We start from the raw sequence: 23,094 nt of genomic DNA on the forward strand, positions 1-23,094 counted from the left end.
TAGGGATGACATTTTATTAAAACGTATGCATGTAAGTGGAGTGGAGGCTAAATTTTATCGACTAACTTTCACGTTTTATCACCCAACTTTTAAATTTTATCGACATCCACCTTCCAAAGAGCAAAAAGGATTCATACACAAAACTGTGTGTGAATCCTTTTTCTAAAGGTTGGGCGATAATTCTTGAAAGTGTTCCGATAAAATAAAAAAGTGGGATGACATTTTTTTAAACCTATGTCATGTGAATAAGTTGATTGGAGTGGAGACTAGGGGACTAGCGTCACAGATGAGACCCTGGAGAGAGCACATAGGGGAACGAAGGCTAACACCATCACGTCCTGTGATAACGCCTTCGTGACCAACATCCTGCTGTTGCTGTCGCTTCGTTGCACTACGTTTTCGCGAAAAAAACATCTGTTGGCCCAAGCGGCTCAACGGACCCCCCAGGAAGCTTTGCTCTGTGCGAAAGCGAAGCGGCAGCTACAAAGCGCCCAGTCGGAACGGAAATCAACCTACGCTATGGTGAGATTAAGAATTGGTTAAAAAAGGCAGCCCCGAGTGAATCACTTGAGACTGCCTTGATATTTTTTTATTTCGTATAATCAAACAAACATCGTGCATGGTCTTGCACTACTTCTACAAAAGCCTCTACTTGTCGTAACTCAAATGAAGATTCATAGCCAATTAACCAAGTATCACGCGTTAAACCAAATTCTTTTTCATTATTCGTTAATGCTATTTTATTAATGCCATCATTGTCACTTAAAGTAATGGAAGGTAAAATAGCATAACCAATGCCGTTCAATGCCATTTGCTTACAAATTTCAATCTGATCCACTAAAATTTGCTTTCTTGGATTTGAAGCGAAATGTTGCTGCCACCATTGTTGAATTTCCTGATAGTAATTGGAATCACTTTTAAATTGAATAAAAGGTCGATCTGTCGTCAGGACATCTTCTATAGTTTTTAGCTCTTTATCTACTAAATAAAGCGTGTCACGAAATAGGTGAATTTTTTCCCCTTTCCAATCAACCTGCCCACGTACAATCCCTATATGAGCCTCACCCTCATAAAGCGCTTTTACAATTTCAGAGCTCCAGCCAGTCATCAGAGAGATTTTTGCATCAGGATATTTCGATACAAAATCCTTTAATATGATCGGAAGCCAGTTTTGGCCGACAATCGATGCACAGGCGATTTTCAATGTCCCGTTTACTTTCGTCGTTAATGATTGGATTGTTTCAAATATCTCTTCTTTTTTGCTGAGCATTTCTGTTGCATAGGCAATAATAAGCTCTCCAGCAGGTGTCGCCGTAAGTCCTTTTTGCGAACGAATAAATAACTGAGCACCCCAGTCCTTTTCAATAGTCTGCAACCGTTGTGAAAGTGCTGGCTGAGATAAAAATAAACGTTCTGCTGCTTTACGCATATTACGTTCCTCTGCTAGTACTTTTAAAATTTCAGCTTCCGTTGCCATCAATCAGTAAACCTCCAATACAAGCAAAGAGGGCCTCATGATTTTCATCTGAGTCCCCTCTTAAACTACTACTCTTTTTGATAAATATATTTTTTCAATTGCTTTAAAATAACACGTCTTGTTAAAATTCCCGCAAATGTTCCTTCTTCGTCCACAACACATAAAAAGGCGTGATTAATAACTAAGTCGAGCGCTCGCTGGAAAGTATCCTTCAACTTTAATACAGCGATATCTTTCTCCATTATTGTATCCACTTTAATGTCGGGTAGCTTTTCATATTCAATATGTTCTAGTCCAAGAATGGATTCAGTAATCATTTTCATACTTAGTAAACCTTGAAGTCGATATTTCATATCTAAAACAGGTATCGATGAATACCCTGTACGTGTAAGTACTAGGAGTGCATGTTCCGCACTATTTCCACTTTGTACATGTGCAACCTTTTCAGATGAAATAATAAAATCACTAATTGGCATTGCTAATAAGTCTTTGCTGTTAGTTGAAATCATGAACTTCTTCTCCTTTTCTGTCCCCGCTTTGCAGAACAGGATGCTTCCCTTTTATCATATCATAACTATTCCTTTTATGACCACGACAAGGCCGAGAAGAGTTTTTTATAAAGCAACGAATTATTTTAGCATTTTGAACAAAACTAAGTATCGAAAGTGCATATATACGAGGGTTTTTATTTGAGGGTAATGGAGAAATATCTTCATTCAGCCTCATTTATAAAATATGAACTGAATGAAGATATTATTTACTTAATATCCAGCCTTACTCCAGTAATAAAAAATCATTATTCCCAAAAAGAGTAAAAAAATGATATATACCCAAACAACTGGGTTGAGCATAGTCGCATACTCTTCAACGGTTTCTGAAATCGGCGTATCGTTTTCTGATTTCCGCTGAGATGTCATTTTAGCAATTTTCAGCGTCGACACAAGCGAAATGGCAGAAATAATCGTAATGGCAATAAGAGCCGGTATTAACCACATACCCATCGGCAAAACTCCTTTCTTTACCCTTAGTATGCGTCAACCCAGCTCTCCATTATGCAAAGTTTTTATTATCAATTAGCCTCGGCAAATTGCCGCTGACGCTTTGCTTTCGCGCAGAAAACATTTGCCGCTTTCGCCACATAAAATAATTGTAACAGCCATTTCGCTTCCGTTACATAAAACACTTGTAGCTGTCGCTTTGCCTTCGCTACAGAAAAAAATTGCTGAAAAAAGTTAGAAAGGATACTGATTAAGCCATTGCCCGCCATCAAGTGTCACACATTCACCGTTCATATAACTTGCTTTATTAGACATTATAAATGTAGCTAAATCTGCAATTTCTTCAGGAGTACCTGTCCGGCCTAACGGAACAGAATCTAGCGTACGAGCAGCTGCAGCCTCTGATTCCCAAAGCTTTTCCGCACCACCTGTACGCTCAATTGGACCAGGAGCAATCGCATTTACTCGAATGCCATATTGTTTCCCCCATTCAACAGCTAATGTTCGAGTTAATGACAATACACCTGCTTTTGCTGCTGCAGAATGAATAACACCAGCACCTGCACTCCATGCGTAAGTTGCAACCATATTAATAATAGATCCCTTAATATTATTTTGGATCCAGTACTTACCGACTGCCGAAGAACAAAAGAATGTCCCATTTAAAACAATATCAATAACAGCCTTCCAACCATTTGGTGATAAATCCTCTGCACGCACTATAAAATTACCGGCCGCATTATTCACAAGCCCATCAACTTGTCCAAACTTTTCAACAGCAAATGCTAGCATTGCCTCAGCATGCTCAGGCACTCGAACATCCATTTGGAACGTTTCAATCGTTTTTCCAACCTCTAAAATAAAGGCTTTCGCTTCTGCTAATCGCTCCTCGTTACGACCTGTAATGACAACATTTGCCCCTTCAGCAACAAATTGCTTTGCCATATAAAGCCCCATGCCATTTGATCCACCCGTAATAATAATTGTTTTCCCCTGCAACATACGATTTCCCCCTTCGAAAAAAATGAATGATGATTCATATAAATATTACTATATTTTCTCGTATATGTCATATTAATTCTGCAAAACGTTAGGGAGTAGTCCTACTAGCAGGGATTCTTAAGTTGCGGGGCTATTTCACTGGCGTGCGCGGAGATTCGTTTCCCTTTCGCGGGTATTTCCATGATGCGCGCGGGAATTCACTTCTCTTCCTCGGGTATTTCTCTGACGCGCGCGGGGATCCTCTTTTCTTCCACGAGTATTTCCATGGTGCGCGCGAGTATCCGCTTCTCTTTCGCGAGTATTTCCATGGTGCGCGCGGGAATTCACTTCTCTTCCTCGGGTATTTCTCTGACGCGCGCGGAGATCCGCTTCTCTTCCGCGGGTATTTCCATGGTGCGCGCGGGTAGAATCCATTACGAACTCGCTTCTTGATTACTTGCTCTAGTGGCTTCCTTTGCAATATTAACTTTCCAAAAAACGATAGTGGTGCTATCTCTGACACCATTTTTTTTGATATTGTTTAACATTGAGCAAATGCTCTCTTGATCCGTAGAGTTAAAAAATGAATTATAAATGTTAATAGTGTTTGAATATGGTTCATGGGGACATTCAAGTAAGCCATCTGTGGTTAGAAAAAGACGATTTTCTCCTTTTCTTAATTCTTTAATTCCAATACTGTAGCAAGGGACGTCCTGTTCAAAAGTATTGACTTGGCCTATCCATTCGTAAAATTGCCTTTGATTTAATTGAAACTGACCGAGTGCAGCCAATTCTTGATGAAATAAAAAAAGAACACAGTCTCCAACTGAAAACCACCATACATATTTATCTTTTCTTACGACAATTAAACACGCAGTTTCTCCAGTAATATTCCTGCAAACAGATAAGAACTCTTCTGATTGAAATATAGTTAAAATCTTCTCTTCAAGTCTTTTAAAGGTTTGATGGTTTGTTGGTAATGATAATAAATGTTTTATTTCATCTTTATAATAAAAAAATTGCTCGATAATGATTTGAGCACTCTCAGATGTATTATGCGCATCCAGTAAAACGGAAAATTCCCAATCTTGCTTTTCATCTAGCCATACTAAACAGCCATCTTCGTTTTTATATTGGCCTGCATCGGAGTTACCACCATATCGCCCAACAATAACATGTTTAATTTGATGAACACTTGGTTGATCTATGAAGTTGTCTTGGCTACCTATCCAACTAAAATCTTCAATAGATTTACTCATCTGCATTATTCTCCAGATATGCTCTAATACGTGTACAAAGTTTAACAACTTCGCTATTGTCACCCATAGGAGCTTCTTCCCAATCATACACATCATTTGGTCCCCAATACTGTTGAGGGGTATTAGGATATCGAGGAACTAAATGCATATGCAAATGTGGCACTGAGTTTCCGGAAACTAATGAATAAATATGCTCTGCCTTTTCACACTCCATTATTGCCTTACTGACTCTAGCCATAATAACCCCAAATGCTTGTGCCTCTTCTAAAGTCATATCTCCAAGAGTAGGGACATGTCTTTTTAAATCTATCATTATATGACCTAAATAATTGGGTGCTCCATTCCTATCTATATGCCCAACATAAACATATTCGTCTTCATAAATCATGACCCCTGAAGTTTGAATGTTGCCCGTGTGTTTATTGCAAATAAAACATTCTTCCATTAATCCCCACTCCCTCGCTTGAATTTTCGAAATTATAACATAACTACCAATAAATCGGAATACTTTTCCTAACCGATAAAAATAGAGTTACAAATCACATATGATTTGTAACTCTATTTTAGACAGTTTCTTTTCGTAATCCTAAAACTCATAATGGTAAGCAATCTTATAAAGCTCCATTAGTTCTTCCTGTGTTGGAACCTTAGGATTATTTCCAGGGCTACCGCTGGCAATTGCATCAGCTGTCATTTTTGGAATAGCTGCGTAAAAGGCTTGTTCATCAATCCCCCACTGTTTTAAATTCCCTATATCCATCTTCTTGCACAATTCCTTAATCGAAACAATAGCTAAATCGGCAAGCTCTTCTTGTGATAATTGCTCATTATCTGTATTGAAAAATTCACCTATATCCGCCAGCCGTTTGACACAAGCATCCTTTGAAAATTCTAATACTGCTGGCAAGAGCATGGCATTTGAAATACCATGTGGCACATGGAATAGCGCTCCTATCGGACGAGACATGCCATGTACTAAAGCGACAGAAGCATTTGAAAATGAAAGACCTGCTTGCATTGAACCTAGCGACATCGCTTCCCGTGCTTCAATATCATTACCTTGCTCATAAACTTTTAAAATATTATTAACGATTAACTCCATGGCTGATAGTGCAAGTACATTCGAGTAAGGATGTGCTAAACGAGATAAATAACTTTCAATAGCATGACTTAATGCATCGATACCAGTCGCTGCAGTGATGGAGGGTGGGGATGTAACCGTTAAAATCGGATCTACAATAGCGATACTTGGCATAAATGCAGGTTGCTTAATCATCATTTTCACGTCATTTCTCGTATTCGTAATGACTGTTGCATCCGTGGCTTCTGAACCAGTACCAGCCGTTGTCGGTATCGCAATATGCGGGATTGGTGCTTGCTCTGCAATTTTTGCCATTTTCATATAATCGCCAATGTAGCCACCATTCGTTGCAACTACTGCGATCGCTTTTCCTGTATCGATACAGCTCCCACCACCGACGGAAATAATAATGTCGCAGCCCTCAGATTGTAAAATATGGAGCCCCTCTGCTACATACGTATCTACTGGTTCCGTTGTTACGCCTAAATACGAAATCGCTTCCAAACCACTAGCTTTTAATAAAGTATTACATTGATTAACAAAGCCTAAGCTATCCATTATCGGATCACTAATGATAAGAGCCTTAGTCCCCAATTTTTTCGCATAGTCACCTACTTCTTGAAAAGAATCTCGTCCATAAACGATTGTTCCTGGTGAATGTACCGTATAGATTGTTTTTGTTTGAATCATCTTTCACCCTCCTAAACTATTGTGCTGTATAACCGCCATCCAAAAGTATTGCTTGACCTGTTAACCCCTTTGCCATATCACTAGCTAAATAAAGCGCAAGTCCTGTAACTTCCGATACATCTAGTAAGCGTTTTTGAGGAACGAGTGGATAAAGCACCTGCTCAAGCACTTCCTCTACTTGAATTCCCCTTGTCTTTGCCAAATCCGTAAACTGATTACGTACTAATTCTGTATCGACATACCCTGGACAAATCGCATTCACGGTTATCCCTTCAGTTGCAACTTCTAGTGCCGCCACTTTCGTTAAACCGACTAGCCCATGTTTGGCGGCATTGTAGCCAGCTTTACCTGCAAACCCAATAACGCCATTAATGGATGCCATATTAATAATGCGTCCAAACTTATTTTTCTTCATATGTGGTAAGACATATTTCATTGCTATAAAAGGTGCAACAAGCATCACTTTTTGCATGGATTCGAAGATTTCTGTCGCGAAATCCTCTATAAGAGAAACATGCTGAAACCCTGCGTTGTTAATTAAAATATCTATTGTCTTAAACTTTTTAATAGTAAAGTCAATCGCATCACATATTGCCTGTTCATTCGTAACATCACATGTGTATGCAGTTAATTGCGAATTTTGTTGAATTGCCTCCGCTAAAAGCTGTTCATTAATATCTGTTATAACGACATTAGCTCCCTGCTCAGCAAACGCTAACGCCATGGATAACCCGATACCACGGGCTGCTCCTGTAATAAAAACAGTTTTTCCTTTCACGTCAAATCCCCCTACATTCCTAGTGAGAATAATATGATGGCAATCAATGTACCTATAATCGGTATAATGACGGTTAAAGCACCAAATGGCATATAAGCATCTTTATGCTTTTCATTGCATACCGAATTGATGGTTGTTACTACATAACCACCATGTGGCAATGAATCGAGAGAACCTGATGCAATAGCAATTGTACGGTGCAACGCCTCCGTATCAACTCCAATGTCAATATAGTGTGGAGCAAGTAAAGGCAGTGCAATTGTTTGACCACCTGAAGCCGAGCCTGTTAAACCTGCTATTACAGCGATGGCTAACGCACCGCCAATTAACGGACTTCCAGGAATATTAGTCATAACGTCAACAGTTGCCAAAAATGATGGTGTAGCTTTTACCACACCTCCGAAACCAACTACAGCTGCCGTATTAGCGATAGCTACAACTGCCCCCATAGCACCAGCTGCTAGTGTCGCACCGACAGACTTTGAATATTTATAGCTCACTAGATAAGCCATAATACATCCGCTCGTTAATGCCACAATTAGGGCTGAAGTTCCTAGAGATTCGTGGAACGCAAAGGAAATGCCTAAAACTACTACTAGTGGTACAATACTTAAAATTGGACTTGGAAGCTTACGAGATTCATCAACAACTGGATCAGTAGAGCGTTCGATGAATATCTCTCCGCTTTTTACTGCACGTTTGATCATCCAATTTAGCCACAGTGATCCACCAATAGCCATAAAAATTGCAACAATTATACTTACTTCCCATCCGGCGTATGGCGTTGTACCAAGGTATGGAATAGGAATCCAATTTTGAATTTCCGGTGAACCTGCTGAGGTCATCGTAAAGGTTACAGAACCTAAACCAAGTGCAGCAGGGATAAAGCGACGAGGAAAATTAGCTTGCTTGAATAAACTGATAGCCATTGGATATACAGAAAAGGCTACGATAAATACTGAGACTCCACCATACGTTAGTACTGCTGCTGCAGCTACTACTGCATAGGCTGCATATTTCACTCCAATTTTTTCTACAATCCATTTAGAGACACTATCAGCTGCTCCCGTATCTTCCATTACCTTTCCGAAAATGGCTCCTGCCATGAACATTAAATACCATGAACCAACGAATCCAGTGAACCCATCCATATAACTTGTTAAGAAGTTAGCTTGATTCTCATCAGCTGTTTGTGGAAAAAATGCTAGACCATTCGTTACGGCCGCTATCAATGCAGTCAATGGTGCTGAAATCAGTAAATTTACGCCCCTCATTGTTAAATACACAAGTAAAGCTAAACTACCAAAAAGCCCAATGTACTCTAACATCCCCATCCTCCTCTTCTGCTTTTAGAAAAAAGAGCTGTAATAAAAATTATTATAGGTAATATATATACTAAATGAACTAGAAGTCTTTTGGATAAAGGGTTAAAGTTTTAGTATATATACTAAAACTTTATACTAAAACTTTTGCAAGAGTTAGCGTCAGAAAAATGCGGATTTACAACGTTAAGAAATATGCATAAATTTATTCATTAAAGTCGATAGTGCTACAGAGTACCTTTTGAATGCAGTTATGTTGTCTCGATTGCGTTCTTTAATTATACTCCGACGATACCGAACTAATTCTGTAATTCACGTTGGGTGCGATCTGGAATGAAACTAGCTTTGTTTGAGTAATCCATGACGAAGTAACTTGGCGATCCATTCTGCATCTTAACATCAGTCTTACGACCGGGAACCGCTTTGATATGTTAGGTATTTACAACTAAAAATTTTCGATATTATCAGCCTCGAGTATGTTGTGATTTTAAGTATATCTTTGCCGCGTTGGCAAGATGATAAGTAATCAGAGAAAGATAAATGGTTTTGAGGATTGATTGGGTAGTTGATATAGGCAGTTACTTAATATACAAATTCAATTTTTAAATTCAAAAAAGAGCCCCTATTCTCAATAGGGGCCCACTAAATTAATTTATCCTACATATTATTGGAGGAATTTTATATTTTTGAGATACTCATTGTTATTTTCTCTCTCTACTCACAGGTGCTGACTCATAATATTCTTCCAATGTTAACCCTTTATTATATAACTCAGTGGCTAAATTTACCCCAACATAACGTATATGCCATGGTTCATATTGGTAGCCGGTAATATTTTCTTTGCCTTTTGGAAAGCGAATGATATATCCATATTTATGGGCGTTATCTTCAAGCCATGCTGCCTCTCCTGTATTCGCGAAACAATCATCTGCAGCACAAGTTCCATCGGTTCCACTAACGTCAATTGCTAATCCTGATTGATGTTCGCTTGTACCAGGAACAGCACTATATGTTTTTGCTTTTTCAATACCATCTTTTTTAACATAATTATTAAATAGGGTTGTTTGAGTTTGAGAAGAACGATAGGCTGAAACACCTGCTAGATAAATATTCTGTTTATTCGCAGCATGGAACATTTTTTCGAGATACTTCGCTGCTTCTTCTTTCATCATTCTTTTTTCTATTTTTCCATTAAATATAAATGGAACATTTGGATAAACGAGATCTTTCGGTTCATAGCCTTCCGGAAAAGCATATTTTTTATTGACAAGAAGGGTGATACTTTCAGGATCAGCGACAGTGAGTAATCCCTGTTGGATTTGTTGTTTGTTTTGTTCATTTCTGGAACAGCCAAAAACAATTAGAATCATCATGAGTAGTGCAATTGTGACTGTTTTTTTATCATATTTATATGACTCCTTGTACATTAGTGTAAAAGACTCTTTCTAATAGATCCCCCAGCTGATTCGGACAACTGGGGGATCTGTTGGATTTCCTATAGGAGATTGTTCGCCTTTTGGCTCTCTCACTCTTTTTATGTTGTACCTGTTTGACCCTGGTTTACACGAGGTCCTTGAGTTTCTATACTGTATCAGGAAATACTGTCACAATCACACCATCTATATTATTACCCGATACCTCATAACGAAGATTGGCTGGTACATTAATAGTGGTATTTTCAGTAACAGGATAATAAAAGACCTCATATTTTTGACCATTTACAGTAGCAGAAATATGTTTTTCTGCTTTTAGAAAGTCTAAATATTCCTCTAAAACATAATTCTTTTCTTTCATAATCGCACTATGCGGTAAACCGACAAAGCGGATATGCCATGGTTCATTCATAATTCCAGTTATGTCCGTTTTATCCTCTGGATAACGTAGAGTAAACCCGTATTTCCAAGCGTTCTGTGCTATCCACTCTCCCTCAGGTGCTACCTCCATCTTCCCTTGGGTACTTCCCATATCAAGCGATAAACCTAAATTGTGTTCGCTGAAACCTGCTGGTAAGGCACGTTTGGAACCCATTTCTTTATAAAGTTTAGTTTGCTCATCAAATCTTCGAAAACCACTCGTAATTAAAAAACTAGAAACTCCATCTTCTTCCGCATCAAGAACCATATCCGAAAATTTACTTGCTATATCTTCTGATAAAAATATTTCGCTATTAAACACTTTATATCCTTTTACCAATTCTTTGTTAGCGTATAAATTGATGACATCTGATATTATACTTTCATTGTGAACTGGGTTCTTACTATTGACCAAAAGTAAATTTGCTGCACTTTGGGCATTGAATAAAGGAAATACCATTCCCCCAAACAATTCACACACCCATGCAATAGGAACTGAATTTACAAAAAATAAGAGTACGAATGAAAGACCTCCTCCTATTAAGTCGAGGTACATAGTTTGATAAGTTTTCGGTAACTTCGTAAGTAGTACCATAACCTTGTTATCAACGATTTCTCGCTCGCATATAATTAAAGGGTTTAAGAGAGGGAATAAAATTAATGCAATCGATTAGGCTACTTGGGGTGCTTTACTTGAAAATCATTGAGTTGCATAGGCAGCTCTTTTTTATTGAACTAAAGGCGCAGGTTAGCATAATAATATAGAATAGTTGTGGGGGAAATTGGAAGTGTGGTGGATTCAATGGAGAATGTTAAATGGATAAATGGAAGCCATAAAGAGGATAACCGTATTTTTGATTCAGAGTTTGAAGTTAAAGAATGGACAGAAGCATTATATCCAGATTGTGTTGCCTATTTAAGTGATAAAAATAATGTAGGATATGCAACACCTGATGAAAAGGAAATTAAATATTTAGCATCCTTTTTTTTTCAATAATAATGTATGATCAAATTGATACTAATAACCTTGATAAACGAACAAAAAGATGTTTACTGATGGATTTTACAAACTCAGTAAACATCTTTTCAATTTTGAATTCTCAATTATAAATAAAAAGGGAATCGATTCTTACATTGTTTGACCATTGTCTACTGCTATGATTTGTCCTGTTAGAGACTTTTGAAGAAGTGTATAACAGATGGTTTCAGCAACATCCTCGGGTGTGGAAATCCTTTTTAATCCATTTACGCCCTTTTTTTGCGCGAAAAATGCGAGGTTTATTTGAGTATGCCCCAGTTGTTCAGTTTTTAGAAGCAAGAGAGTACTTTGTCATTATCGTAAATCCACTGGTATGTATAGCATGAAGTGTTTTTTAATTATAAAGATTTTTATTGACAATCTATTAGCTGGTTTAATTTAAGTAGAAAAAGGCTCTACTCCTTATTGAAGTAAAGCACCCGTTCGCGAATTTTTCACCTATACCGGGAAGAGACTGGAATAGTTCGTTTTCTTCTAGTTATGTTTTCAATTGAGTAATCTCACATGAAATTGATTCAATGGTACTTATGTAAAAATAATATTTTAAAAAAGATTAAAACAAAATACATCCAAATTTTGTTAATATATTATATCGAAAAATCAGAAAATTTCAAATTAAACTCATGAATTTAGTTAAAATCACACTTTTAATAAATTGGAAAATATTATAAGGTAATAATAGAAAAAGGAGGAATTTGTATGAAACTTACAAAAATGTTAACGCCGTTCTTAATTGCAGGTGTTGTTTTATCTACAGGTAGTAATTCATCAGTTAAAGCGAGCTCTGAATATACTGATATTGATTGGGATAAGGCTTGGGAATCTTTCGAAGTAGGAAAGTATCCTAATACTATTGAACTTTTTGATCCAAATGAAATTTCAAATAATGAAACTTCAGATTATGGAATTTCACCTTTGGCAAACGAAGCGTTCAAATATACAAATGGGAAAACAACAGTTAAAGGATCGGGTAGTAAAGTTACTAGCACTGGGTATTCTCAAGACGGAGGAATTATGGATGTAATAACTGCAAAAACTTCCATTAGTACAGCAGGGTTAAGTCCTATTCAAGGTAATTTTGCTTCGACTACTGTATTGTCTTCATCTTCTAAAGCTACTTCTACAATTGAGACTAATGATTTATCGGGTACGAATGCATGGTCAGGGTTAACTTACCATACGGTAAATAGATTCACATCAAATATAACTTTTACTGGATATACCTCTGATAGTATAAACTACTAAATTTCAAATCGACATTTTCTTAATCAAGGAGTTAATAAATGAAAAAAATCTATTTATTTGTTATAGCAATAATTATAATTCTTTTTTTGGCAAGAATAGTATACTCAGATCTAGAAAACACAGAGAAAAATGAGATAAAAGTATATGAAGAAGTTTCTAACGATTCTCCTGATGTAAAAATTAACGATGATTACAATATATTCAACTCATCTCCAGATATCGGTCCAAAATACAGTAAAGTGTTGGGGTTCCTTCCCAACGAAAAACTTATAAAACATATTAAGATGAAGAGTGTCTCCTATCCCTATATTAAACTTGATACGGAGCAGGACCATATTATAGGGACAATTATTTTCGAAAATAAGGGGAACGAAAAATTGAAAGTTCAGAGTTTTTTCATGCAAGGTAATAAATTTGCGAAAGTAAAAATGAATAACTCTAGTGAATGGGCTTATTCCATTTTATATGATGTACAGCCTGAATCTTCAGTGGAAATTAATATTAAGATTGAATGGGATAAAGATGGGATGAATGAATTATTATTTTTCCCACTTGAACACTCGGGAATTCCGGGTTTGTACAATGGTGAAATGTCACCCATCCATCGGAATTTCGTTATGGATGGCCCTGTTAACGTAAATAACAATACTGCCAAACATACTTTTGATTTGGATTTGAAAGATGTGGAGAATGTTAATTTAACCCCTTACCCTAAATGGATAGGAAAAAATAAACAAGACATTGAATATATGATAAATGAAGGGATAGTAATTACTAAATCACCAATAGAAGGTATGAAATTAGGACCGGTTCCCTATAATACGGAAGTTGATATAATCTCTTTAGATGAAAGAGGGAATTCTTCTGTATTAATGGAGAAAGTAAAAGTGAAAAAAAACGAACCAACATATATATTTTTTGATTCTCAACAATTGAAAGAGTTACGTACATCCAAAGAAAAAAATTATCTAATGATTCTTAATAATAGGGAAGAAGAATTACTTGCAGATATAAAAGCTGTTGAATTAGGATTAAAACCCTTCCCTACCTCATTCCAAACAGTTATAGAATTTTACAAAGAGAGTGATTAATTTGTAAGTAATAAACAGATGATAAGATGGTTTAACACTGGTTTAGGAGTTATTAAGTTGAGCCCTCTTATATTCATGTATTGTATTTTAATATTATAATCTAAAGGTGGTTAAAAAATGAAATTGAAAGCATTAGTCTATTTTATAGTGATTACATTATCTCTTATAATTTCTGAACGTGGATTGATATATATTATTTTGATATCAAATTCAGGATCAGTAGTAATAAATCCTTATCCGCTATCTGAAATATCAAATTTCGTTCGTTGGGGTGTATCAGCCTTTATTGTGACGTTATCTTTATGGATTACGAATCAATTAATGCAATATTTCTCTTTAATTAAAACTAAAATGATAAAAAATGTTTCTTAATATAAAAAGCACCCTATGAAGGTAGACAATTAAAAAAAGTCTACCTTCATAGGGTGCTTTTACTTAAAAAAGATACATTATCAAGAGAATAATGAACATGAGTGTAGAAAATGAGTCATCAATTATTTAATCCGAAACAAGTGAAATAATTTGCTGAGAATCCTTACGTGAAAGACCATATCCGATTGTACGGTCTAATTAACATGAACTTAGACAGGGTTTCCCCACTCCAGGACCTTGTTCATCTAGAAATCCATTTATTTTTCTCCAAACGCTTTAATGACAGATAAAGAGTCCCTTCTTTAAGTTCAAACTGATTATTTACTCTTTTCTCGAACTAATTTTGCAAGTTCATCATATCCTTACTATGTAAAAGTGAAAGAATTAACGTATCAATATGTCCTTTTAAAACTCCCTTATCAACTTCTATTTCTCACACATATTGGTAATAACGTAATTTATATTACTCTATAATGCAAGGTATAATAAAAAAATATATTGCTGATAAATAAAGGTAGTGTAGACCAACTGTATAAAAGGAACAATTATAAAAACATTCACATGTGATAAAATATAAATAGGTCTAATATTTATAAGAGGAGGTGTTCTACGATAGTAGAAGATAATAATGTGGAAAACGTTGAAGACCAACAAGTAGTTGAATTTGTTGATGAAATAGACGAGGAAATTATGTCTGTTATTTATCGATTATACGATAAGACTTTAAGAGATTTGGTAAATCGCTAAAGATTTTTCACCAACAGCTTTGGATGAAAGATGACGATAAAGAAATAATGCTACACATATGATTAATCACGGTGCGCCTAATGAAGTGATCCAAAGCTTTAGGGGTTGTCTGTAAAGGATTCCTTAAATTTTACAGTTACAAACAACGTAGAGAACCGTTCCATAAGAAAAGGAATTTATTGTTGAACGGTATTAAACAACTTTATTATCTCGAAACAACTTGGAGCAGGCCAGAAGGGGCAGCAGCACGCATTCATTGAGTGGAACTTTTGATATATTTTTCTTATGAAGATATTCGATTAGAAATTTCCCAAGTGCTGATATTACTCCAGATTTGTTTCTTATAACTGTAATCAGATAATCTTTAGCTAAAGAACCCCATTGTTCAAGTTTAGGGTCTATTTCTGTAACCCAACTAAATGTTATGTCTGAGCTTTGTCCAAGGTTTTTTTTCTTCATCTATTTTTTCCCCTTTGGATCCACTTTTTTTGTAGCTTACGTTCTTGATTGAACCACGCATCCATATCTACGTTCATAGGTAGCTTAATGCCATTTTCTAGCGCCTCACTTGCTTGGGTGAGTGCTCGTGTCACACTATCTATCGTTGGCTCTGTATAAATATCCTGTGACTCCTCAGACTTATGGTGCAGTCCTGCCTGCATAACTGGACGGTCTAAGTTTGCAGCACGTCCACGTTGTCCCCAAGCATGCCGATGACCATGCTCAGTTGTACCATGCATTTTACCCACTGTAAGTCCTATTTTTTCTACTGCTTTGGCATGAGATTCTTTAAACGACTGCATGCTGTACATATCACCTTTAACCTTGTCCTTAAAGGATACAAACGCGAAGGGGTGTGTGTCAGGTATATTCTCACGAAGGCGTTGAGCCATATACATCTTCCAAACTTGCATAAAAAGGTATCCCCATTGACGAGGAAACCAATGAACCTGCATATAGTTTTGTTGTCCGTCAGACATCTTAGGATTTTTCCATCCAGCATAGCGCCTCTTGTCTACATATTTGTTTCTAGGTAGCATGCCATATTTGATACCTAAATAGGCTTCACGATTCGTTACATAACGTCCGTTTGAGGGGTTTTTATAGTCGTTAGGTGCAGCGCCATCAACAGGGTGGTAAATTCGTACAAGAGCGAGGTTTGGGTCGTAGGGGTCAGGCATTACATCATGTACCCATAAGTGATAAGCCTCACAATGTCGAATGCCACCTCCATGCATTAAAATAGTAATAGCAATATCACGCCAGTTGTAACTCTCAAGAAAACTTAAATTGTTCTTTTTGTCTGTCTTCTTAAAGCCTTCCCACAGTAATTCGTTAATCTTGTCTTCAGGAAATGCTTTTGTTCCGCTGTTTTCACCTGAAGGAGCTCTTCGTAGTTTGAGATTGCGTGCTTTCTTAGCTGTCTCTGACGTTTTTAATGAACTGTCCAAATGTCCTAAAAAGGACCTATGACTCTTATTGTTCTGTGCCATCCAATTCAATCTTTCTTCATAACTGGTAGCATTTCTCCATGGATTGAGTGGCTTTACATTATAGTTCTCTGCCAGCCAATCAGAGAATTGAGTTAGTAAGTAGAGAAGATTATTCGCTGTAGTGGTTTTTTTAGGTAACCAGTAAAGACCACTTGGGTCATACCCATCTTCACCAATCGTCCCAGAATACATAGATTCAGCAAAGGATTCAAAGAAAGCCTTTGGAGATGAAAAGCAATGTTGATTTGCATTCATATAATCTAGCATTAATTCCACTGCCTGTATAAGTTTGTTATGCCATGACTTGCTCATTACATGGTTTTTTAGCTGATACTCGTGCAATGGATGTAAAAGACTTGTTTCTCCATTGTGCTCTACGAGAAGAGAGTACAATTCAATACTTCTACCAGTGTTGTCTTTGTATGTTTTTGTTAGCACTCTTACATATCTCATAAATTCCCCCCGATCTATGTATCTTGAATTAACGTTATATCATTGCATATATTTGGTATTTGGTATATATTTTACCTGTAATAATATTTTAAGACAATAAAAAAATACAGCCTTTTATGTGTATAAAGACTGTATTTGGTGGTTAACTATTAAGTTTTAGTATGGTTTCCTACCTGTAATAAAAAGTATACAGCTCCTCTTCTGAACTAGTCGTTATTACTTGGGAATGCAAACGTAGATGCTGTCGATGCTTGACCTGTCATCCAACGCTCTGATATTGTTTTTGTTTTAGTGAAGAAGCGTGCTTGATCGGGACCAAACATATGCCCTTCTCCAAAACGAGAGCCTTTAAATCCAGCAAAGTTATGGTAGCCTACTGGGATTGGAATTGGGACATTTACACCAACCATACCAACATCGATTTCTGTAGTAAATTTACGAGCTGCTAAACCGTCATTCGTAAAGATTGTTACCCCATTTCCAAGCTCATGCTTATTTATAAGTTGGATTGCTTCGTCCAATGAATCCACACGTACAACATTTCGTGCTGGACCAAATATTTCTTGTTCATAAATTTCCATGCCCGGTTTTACGTTATCTAGCAATGTTGGACCTACAAAGAATCCTTTTGACTCTTTGACAATATCAAGTTCACGACCATCACAAACAACTGTTGCCCCTTCAGACTCTCCTCGATTGATCGCAGCAATAATCGCTTCCTTCGATTGCTGTGAAATGACAGGGCCAAAATCTGTCTCTGGATTTGTATATGAACCTACCTTCAAATTAGTGATTTTCTCCTTTAAGATTTCAAGAAGACGATCTGCTGTATCCTTTCCAACAGGCATAATCGTAGAAATGGCCATACAACGTTGAGAGGCTGCTCCATAAGCTGCTCCGATAAACGCATTTGCTACCTGATCAAGATCTGCATCAGGCATAACAACCATATTGTTTTTTCCTCCACCAAGTGCTGTGACACGTTTACCGTGTTTCGAGCCTGTTTCATAAATATATTTGGCAACTGGTGTCGACCCTACAAATGAAATTGCTTCCACACTCGGATTTTCTAATAGTTCATTAACTGCATCTTTATCTCCATTTACTACCGTCCAAATGCCATCTGGTAACCCAGCCTTTTTCCAAAGCTCACTAACATATAAGGCAGTCATAGGAACACGTTCGGAAGCTTTTAAAATAACGGCATTACCGACAGCAACTGCCATACTTGTTTGCGCTAAAGGCACCATGATCGGGAAGTTAAATGGTGAAATAGCCGCTACAACACCTAAGGGATATTTTGCAGAGTAGGCATTAATGTCACCACCAACATTAACTGAATACTCTCCCTTCATTAAATGAGGTGCACCGATAGCTAAGTCAACAGACTCTAAACCACGTGTAATTTCACCTTTCGCATCCTCAATTGTTTTACCGCTTTCTGTACAAATAATTTGTAAAAGCTCCTCCATGTTTTCAGTAATAAGATTACGGAACTTTAATACAATCTCAGCACGTTTAGCTACTGATGTATCTCTCCATTGTGGAAAAGCTGTCTGTGCCTTATCGATTGCCTCTCGAGTTTCTTCTGCAGTTGCAAGCGGAACCTTGGCAATAACCTCACCAGTCGTTGGGTTAAATACCGAACCGAAACGTTCGCTTTTCCCTTCTATTAGTTCCCCACCAATAAAGTGCGTTAATGTTTTAACCTCATGTGCTGTTGTCATATTTATTGTCCTCCTTTAAAATTGTTCAATTTTACATGTTTCTTTTAAACTTAAATAAGCAGCCGACATATCATTTTCTCCATAGCCTTGCTGAGAAATATCACTATAAAGATCCACTAATTTATTCCCGATTCGAAGTGGTACCCCTGCTTCTTCTGCCATATTTTTCGCTAGTTTCAAATCTTTTAATAATAGATTTGTAGAAAAACCTGGCTGATAGTTGTCGTTTTTCATGTATTCTAAAAAATTACGTTCATAAATACGGCTTTGACCGTAACTATTACTTAACACTTCAAACAATGTATCTGCATGGATACCCATCTTTTCACCAAGCACGATTGTTTCAGCGACTGCCTCAGTATAAAATCCAATCATTAAATTATTGAGTAATTTTATACGTGTACCTACACTTGAAGACGTACCCAGATGATAAATATTTTTTCCTACTATTCGGAATATTCCAGATCCGCTTTGATAATCATCCTCTTCACCACCAACCATTATCGTAAGTGTTGCATTAATAGCACCTACAACACCTCCACTAACAGGTGCCCCAAGATATCGTAATCCCAATGATTGTGCTTCCTTATGTAAGGAATCATTCAATTCGGGATTTACCGTACTAAAGTCTATTAATAAACTTCCTTTCTTAGCATGATGCATTATACCCTGTTCAGATCTATATACTTGTTCCACTACTTGTGGTGTCGGCAAGCTCGTCATAATAATATCGCTTTGCTCAGCAACTTCCTTTGCTGTTGCAAGTCCAACTCCACCTTCTTTTTTAAATTGCTCCACTGCTTGTGAATTAGTATCAAAGCCATATACCTTATAGCCAGCCTTTAATAAATTAACTGACATCGGTAACCCCATATTGCCTAAGCCGATAAAACCTAATTTCTCCGTCATTGTTGACATCCCCCGTTCCTTGAAAATCCAATGAACACTAGCCAAACCCTACTCTTTTATCGTAACATTAATAACGTGATTTATTAATTGACCAAAGTCATTGACTACGGTCAATTAAATGATAATCAAATCAAATCCATTACGTCAATCAAAACATTTTATATTTTCAGAATATTCTCCATAAAAAATATGTTAAAATACTTTAACTTGAAGGGATTGTCCAATATGAATTCATTGACTAGCCGTCAAAAAAAGGCATTAGAAACACGGGAAAAATTACTCAAAGCATCTTTAGATTTATTTAATAAACATGGATTCGAGCATGTATCTGTTGAGCAAATTACTAAAGCCTGTAATGTATCAAAAGGAACATTTTACACACATTTCCCATCCAAGTACGACGTTATTTTAGAAAAATTTAAAGAGCTAGATAGTTTTTATGGCTCTGTGGAAAAAAATATTGATCGTACATTGCCTGCAAGTGAAAAAATTTTATTGCTGTATCAAGAACAAATGAAGTATTTAACAAATGTTGTTGGAAAAGATTTGTTACGAACTGTGTATACTGCTGCGATGACAAATCAAGTGGAACAAGATCATTATTTAATAAATCCACAAAGAATGATTTTCCAAATTATGAACAGTTATATCGAAGAAGGTATTCAACTTGGGGAGTTTCGTCACGATATAGAGGTTAATCAAATTCAAGCAATTATTCAACGTTGTATGCGTGCAAATGTTTATGATTGGTTAATCCACAATGAAGATTTCAATTTAGCTGCAGAAATGGCGCAATTTACAGCTATTGTGTTAGATGGATTGAAAGTAGAAAATAAATAGCTCATTTTAGACAGGTTTGCTCAGGTGGAAACAGCATGCGCTCGGGTGTAGTCCTTTTCCAATCCGGTTGTATCTCCGTTCGTTCGGGTTGACGGGAGAACTGCTCGGGTAAAGCATTATTTGATCGAGTTGACCAGAGATGTGATTAGGTGAAGTCCTTTTTTGATCGGCTTGCCCGGAGATGTGATCAGGTGAAGTCCTTTTTTGATCGGCTAGCCCGGAAAAGTGATCAGGTTTAGCCCTTTTTTGATCGCCTTGACCGGAGATGTGATTAGGTATATTCCTTTTTTGATCGGCTTGGCCGGAGATGTAATCAGGTATATTCCTTTTTGATCGGCTTGCCCGGAAAAGTGATCAGGTATAGCCCTTTTTTGATCGCCTTGACCGGAGATGTGATCAGGTATATTCCTTTTTTGATCGGCTAGACCAGAGATGTGATCAGGTATATTCCTTTTTTGATCGGCTTGCCCGGAAAAGTGATCAGGTATAGCCCTTTTTTGATCGGCTTGCCCGGAGATGTGATCAGGTATATTCCTTTTTGATCGGCTTGCCCAGAGATGTGATCAGGTGAAGTCCTTTTTTGATCGGCTTGCCCGGAGATGTGATCAGGTTATGCCTTTTTTTGATCGGTTGTACCTGCATTTCCCTTAGATACCCCTCTTCCCAAAACTCTAAAAAGTAGCACTTCATCCAATTCACGATGAAGTGCTACTTGACTTGTTTTCATTAGCCGACAAAATATTTATTAACAATGGTTTCTACAGGTAATGGCTTGTTATATAAAAAGCCTTGGCCTTTTTGGCAACAATGACGTTTTAGGAAATCAACCTGTGATGGTTCCTCGATCCCTTCAGCAATGACCTCTAATCCCAAGTTATGGGACATTGAAATAATGGCCTTAATAATTGCCTCATTTTTATCATCTTTCGTAATATCAGCTATAAATGATTGATCAATTTTTATGATGTCTATCGGATAACGCTTTAAATAGCTTAAAGATGAATAGCCTGTTCCAAAATCATCAACCGAAACATAAACACCTAGTTGCTTCAATTCAGTTAAAATTGAAAATGTTTCATGAACATTAGTCATGGAGCTTTCGGTAATTTCCACCTCTAATAATTCAGGTGGCACATTATACTTTTTCAAGGCAGTTTTAATTTTCCGAGCAAAGTTTTCTTTTCTAAATTGTTTTGGTGAAATATTGATGGCAATTCGTACTGGTCGATAACCCTTCATTTGCCACTCTTTTTGATAGCGACATACCTCGTCAATAATCCAATCACCGATTTCAATTATTAAGCCTGATGCCTCCGCAATAGGTATAAATTGTGCAGGAGACACATAGCCAAATTTTCGATTATTCCATCGTAATAAGGCCTCAAAGCTATTGGTGCTGTTATTCGTTAAATCCATTTGTGGTTGTAAATGAATACTTAGCTCATTAAATTCGATAGCACGACGTAAATGGGCCTCCATTAGCGCTTCATTTGGAAAAATAGTTGTCATATCTTCACGATAGTAACGGTAGTGTGAACGCCCATGTTCTTTTACAGAAAACAATGCTTTATCTGCTTTACGTACAAGCGTTTCTAAATCCATGCCATCTGCTGGACTGAGTGAGATACCAATCGACACGCTAATAAAATATTCCTGCCCATCAATCATGAATGGCTGTTTTAATGCGTCTAAAATAGCATTAGCCGTATGTTCAATTTTGTTGATGGTTGCATCTTTTAGAACAAAAATAAATTCATCACTATTATAACGATAAAGAGAGCATTTGGAGTAACAGAGCTCACGAAGTCTATGACTAAACATTCGCATAAGTTCATCACCCTTACTTTCACCAAGGGATTCATTAAACTTTTTAAAGCGATCAATATCCACTAAAATAATAGCTGCTTGCTTATTACGCTTTTTATCATTTAAATGTTGAAGCCAATGCTCCTTAAAAGCCTTGCGATTCCAAATACCCGTTAATTCATCCATTAATGCTAGGTAATAAAAGGCCTCATGATCATTCATAAATGAAGTGGCATCTTTCACAAATAAATGTACACCTATAATTTCACCATTAAAGTACGTTGGATGCGTTCTTAAATAAAATGGTTCTTTACTTAGCAATTGACCTTTAAACATGCATTTGGGCATACCAAATGCTGAGCCCTCAATAGTTTTTGCGAATAATAATTTAAATTCGTTGATATACTTACTCTCTAATAATGAAAAAATATTTTGACCTATCAAGCTTTGATGTTCTTTTGACAATAGAGAAGTGGCAACAACGTTTTGGTGAATAATGCGACCTTGTAAATCAGTTGTTAATACCGGACTTACGTGCTGTTCTACAAATTGCAAATACGGTTCTACCTCATTTTGTTTCTCCCGTAGAATAACTGCTATAACTGATTTTTCTAAGGGCAGTACACGAACAACAAATGTTTTTACTGTGTGCTCCGTACTTTCCTTTAGACTTTGGTCTATATTGAATTCTTGTTGTAATATATTTGATAATTGCAGCCAGCATTGCTCCGTAAAAAATTGTTCTGCGTTGATGGCTTTCACATCTTGTAGCTTAATAAATGACGGTAGCTTTTCGTTAAAATGAACGACTTCAAACGCTTTTGTATCAACTTTTCTCAAACATACGATTGCATCAAATGGGTTGAGTTGTATGAATTGATGATAGTCTGCAAATTGCGCTACACTCTCTTTATATTTTTTCATTATATCCCT

Annotated in this window: 22 protein-coding genes and 2 pseudogenes; 6 read left to right on the forward strand and 18 right to left on the reverse strand. The window is 36.8% G+C overall.

Annotation, left to right across the window (positions count from 1 at the left end):
• Positions 1–237: 237 nt before the first annotated feature.
• Positions 238–435, reverse strand: coding sequence for a hypothetical protein (locus ACQKOG_RS02140; protein ID WP_402872323.1), 198 nt, complete (start codon positions 433–435; stop codon positions 238–240).
• Between ACQKOG_RS02140 and ACQKOG_RS02145 the strand changes: the two genes are divergently transcribed.
• Complete coding sequence (locus ACQKOG_RS02145) at positions 387–602, forward strand: hypothetical protein (RefSeq protein WP_427444719.1); 216 nt, start codon at positions 387–389, stop codon at positions 600–602. The genes ACQKOG_RS02140 and ACQKOG_RS02145 overlap by 49 nt on opposite strands.
• Here ACQKOG_RS02145 and ACQKOG_RS02150 read toward each other — a convergent pair.
• From ACQKOG_RS02150 to ACQKOG_RS02200, 11 genes and pseudogenes are all read right to left on the reverse strand, one after another.
• Complete coding sequence (locus ACQKOG_RS02150; protein ID WP_402872376.1) at positions 590–1,477, reverse strand: LysR family transcriptional regulator; 888 nt, start codon at positions 1,475–1,477, stop codon at positions 590–592. The two genes, ACQKOG_RS02145 and ACQKOG_RS02150, sit on opposite strands and share 13 nt — an antisense overlap.
• A gap of 68 nt (positions 1,478–1,545) precedes the next feature.
• Positions 1,546–1,986, reverse strand: a complete 441-nt coding sequence (gene cbpB, locus ACQKOG_RS02155; RefSeq protein WP_370076931.1) for a cyclic-di-AMP-binding protein CbpB — start codon at positions 1,984–1,986, stop codon at positions 1,546–1,548.
• 252 nt (positions 1,987–2,238) lie between these two features.
• Positions 2,239–2,478, reverse strand: a complete 240-nt coding sequence (locus ACQKOG_RS02160; RefSeq protein ID WP_049668244.1) for a hypothetical protein — start codon at positions 2,476–2,478, stop codon at positions 2,239–2,241.
• A gap of 231 nt (positions 2,479–2,709) precedes the next feature.
• Positions 2,710–3,477, reverse strand: coding sequence for a 2,4-dienoyl-CoA reductase (fadH, locus tag ACQKOG_RS02165; protein WP_370076929.1), 768 nt, complete (start codon positions 3,475–3,477; stop codon positions 2,710–2,712).
• A 413-nt stretch (positions 3,478–3,890) separates the two neighbouring features.
• On the reverse strand, positions 3,891–4,715 hold the full coding sequence (locus tag ACQKOG_RS02170; RefSeq protein WP_427444723.1) for a protein phosphatase 2C domain-containing protein: 825 nt from the start codon (positions 4,713–4,715) through the stop codon (positions 3,891–3,893).
• On the reverse strand, positions 4,708–5,160 hold the full coding sequence (locus ACQKOG_RS02175) for an HIT family protein (protein ID WP_427444726.1): 453 nt from the start codon (positions 5,158–5,160) through the stop codon (positions 4,708–4,710). The genes ACQKOG_RS02170 and ACQKOG_RS02175 overlap by 8 nt, the downstream gene beginning before the upstream one ends.
• 141 nt (positions 5,161–5,301) lie before the next feature.
• Positions 5,302–6,486, reverse strand: a complete 1,185-nt coding sequence (locus ACQKOG_RS02180) for an iron-containing alcohol dehydrogenase (RefSeq protein WP_402872335.1) — start codon at positions 6,484–6,486, stop codon at positions 5,302–5,304.
• 16 nt (positions 6,487–6,502) lie between these two features.
• Positions 6,503–7,264, reverse strand: coding sequence for a 3-hydroxybutyrate dehydrogenase (locus ACQKOG_RS02185; RefSeq protein WP_370076924.1), 762 nt, complete (start codon positions 7,262–7,264; stop codon positions 6,503–6,505).
• A gap of 11 nt (positions 7,265–7,275) precedes the next feature.
• The gene (locus ACQKOG_RS02190; protein ID WP_370076923.1) at positions 7,276–8,592 is read right to left on the reverse strand and encodes a GntP family permease; all 1,317 of its coding nucleotides are present in this window, start codon (positions 8,590–8,592) and stop codon (positions 7,276–7,278) included.
• A 695-nt stretch (positions 8,593–9,287) separates the two neighbouring features.
• Positions 9,288–10,013: a M15 family metallopeptidase gene (locus ACQKOG_RS02195; RefSeq protein WP_370076922.1), complete on the reverse strand. Its 726-nt coding sequence runs from the start codon at positions 10,011–10,013 to the stop codon at positions 9,288–9,290.
• 154 nt (positions 10,014–10,167) lie between these two features.
• Positions 10,168–10,863, reverse strand: a pseudogene (locus tag ACQKOG_RS02200) (M15 family metallopeptidase); the annotation flags it as partial.
• A gap of 378 nt (positions 10,864–11,241) precedes the next feature.
• Here ACQKOG_RS02200 and ACQKOG_RS02205 point away from each other — a divergent pair.
• The 4 genes from ACQKOG_RS02205 to ACQKOG_RS02220 all read left to right on the forward strand — a co-directional run bounded on the left by ACQKOG_RS02205 (position 11,242) and on the right by ACQKOG_RS02220 (position 14,186).
• Positions 11,242–11,436 carry a hypothetical protein gene (locus tag ACQKOG_RS02205; RefSeq protein WP_427444731.1) on the forward strand — a complete coding sequence of 65 codons (195 nt, stop codon included), beginning with the start codon at positions 11,242–11,244 and terminating at the stop codon, positions 11,434–11,436.
• A 741-nt stretch (positions 11,437–12,177) separates the two neighbouring features.
• Positions 12,178–12,723 (forward strand): hypothetical protein, encoded by a 546-nt coding sequence (locus ACQKOG_RS02210; RefSeq protein ID WP_370076920.1) that lies wholly within the window; start codon positions 12,178–12,180, stop codon positions 12,721–12,723.
• A gap of 38 nt (positions 12,724–12,761) precedes the next feature.
• Entirely contained in the window at positions 12,762–13,814 is a 1,053-nt protein-coding gene (locus ACQKOG_RS02215) for a hypothetical protein (protein ID WP_427444734.1), read from the forward strand.
• Between the two features lie 117 nt (positions 13,815–13,931).
• Positions 13,932–14,186: a hypothetical protein gene (locus ACQKOG_RS02220; RefSeq protein WP_370076916.1), complete on the forward strand. Its 255-nt coding sequence runs from the start codon at positions 13,932–13,934 to the stop codon at positions 14,184–14,186.
• A gap of 247 nt (positions 14,187–14,433) precedes the next feature.
• Here ACQKOG_RS02220 and ACQKOG_RS02225 read toward each other — a convergent pair.
• The 5 genes and pseudogenes from ACQKOG_RS02225 to ACQKOG_RS02245 all read right to left on the reverse strand — a co-directional run.
• Positions 14,434–14,616, reverse strand: a pseudogene (locus ACQKOG_RS02225) (PadR family transcriptional regulator); the annotation flags it as partial.
• A 509-nt stretch (positions 14,617–15,125) separates the two neighbouring features.
• Positions 15,126–15,392, reverse strand: a complete 267-nt coding sequence (locus ACQKOG_RS02230; protein ID WP_370076914.1) for a hypothetical protein — start codon at positions 15,390–15,392, stop codon at positions 15,126–15,128.
• Positions 15,389–16,879 (reverse strand): gamma-mobile-trio recombinase GmtY, encoded by a 1,491-nt coding sequence (gene gmtY, locus ACQKOG_RS02235; RefSeq protein WP_427444738.1) that lies wholly within the window; start codon positions 16,877–16,879, stop codon positions 15,389–15,391. The genes ACQKOG_RS02230 and gmtY overlap by 4 nt, the downstream gene beginning before the upstream one ends.
• A gap of 206 nt (positions 16,880–17,085) precedes the next feature.
• On the reverse strand, positions 17,086–18,606 hold the full coding sequence (locus tag ACQKOG_RS02240; protein ID WP_402872339.1) for a CoA-acylating methylmalonate-semialdehyde dehydrogenase: 1,521 nt from the start codon (positions 18,604–18,606) through the stop codon (positions 17,086–17,088).
• A gap of 15 nt (positions 18,607–18,621) precedes the next feature.
• Positions 18,622–19,515 (reverse strand): NAD(P)-dependent oxidoreductase, encoded by an 894-nt coding sequence (locus tag ACQKOG_RS02245; RefSeq protein ID WP_402872342.1) that lies wholly within the window; start codon positions 19,513–19,515, stop codon positions 18,622–18,624.
• A 225-nt stretch (positions 19,516–19,740) separates the two neighbouring features.
• Here ACQKOG_RS02245 and ACQKOG_RS02250 point away from each other — a divergent pair, with 225 nt between their 5' ends.
• Positions 19,741–20,355, forward strand: coding sequence for a TetR/AcrR family transcriptional regulator (locus ACQKOG_RS02250; RefSeq protein ID WP_402872345.1), 615 nt, complete (start codon positions 19,741–19,743; stop codon positions 20,353–20,355).
• Between the two features lie 726 nt (positions 20,356–21,081).
• On the opposite strand, the gene ACQKOG_RS02255 is transcribed toward ACQKOG_RS02250, so the two are convergent.
• Complete coding sequence (locus ACQKOG_RS02255; RefSeq protein WP_427444743.1) at positions 21,082–23,085, reverse strand: EAL domain-containing protein; 2,004 nt, start codon at positions 23,083–23,085, stop codon at positions 21,082–21,084.
• Positions 23,086–23,094: the final 9 nt, after the last annotated feature.

The sequence above is a fragment of the Lysinibacillus sp. NPDC093216 genome (assembly GCF_050280325.1).
Taxonomy (GTDB): Bacteria; Bacillota; Bacilli; order Bacillales_A; family Planococcaceae; genus Lysinibacillus.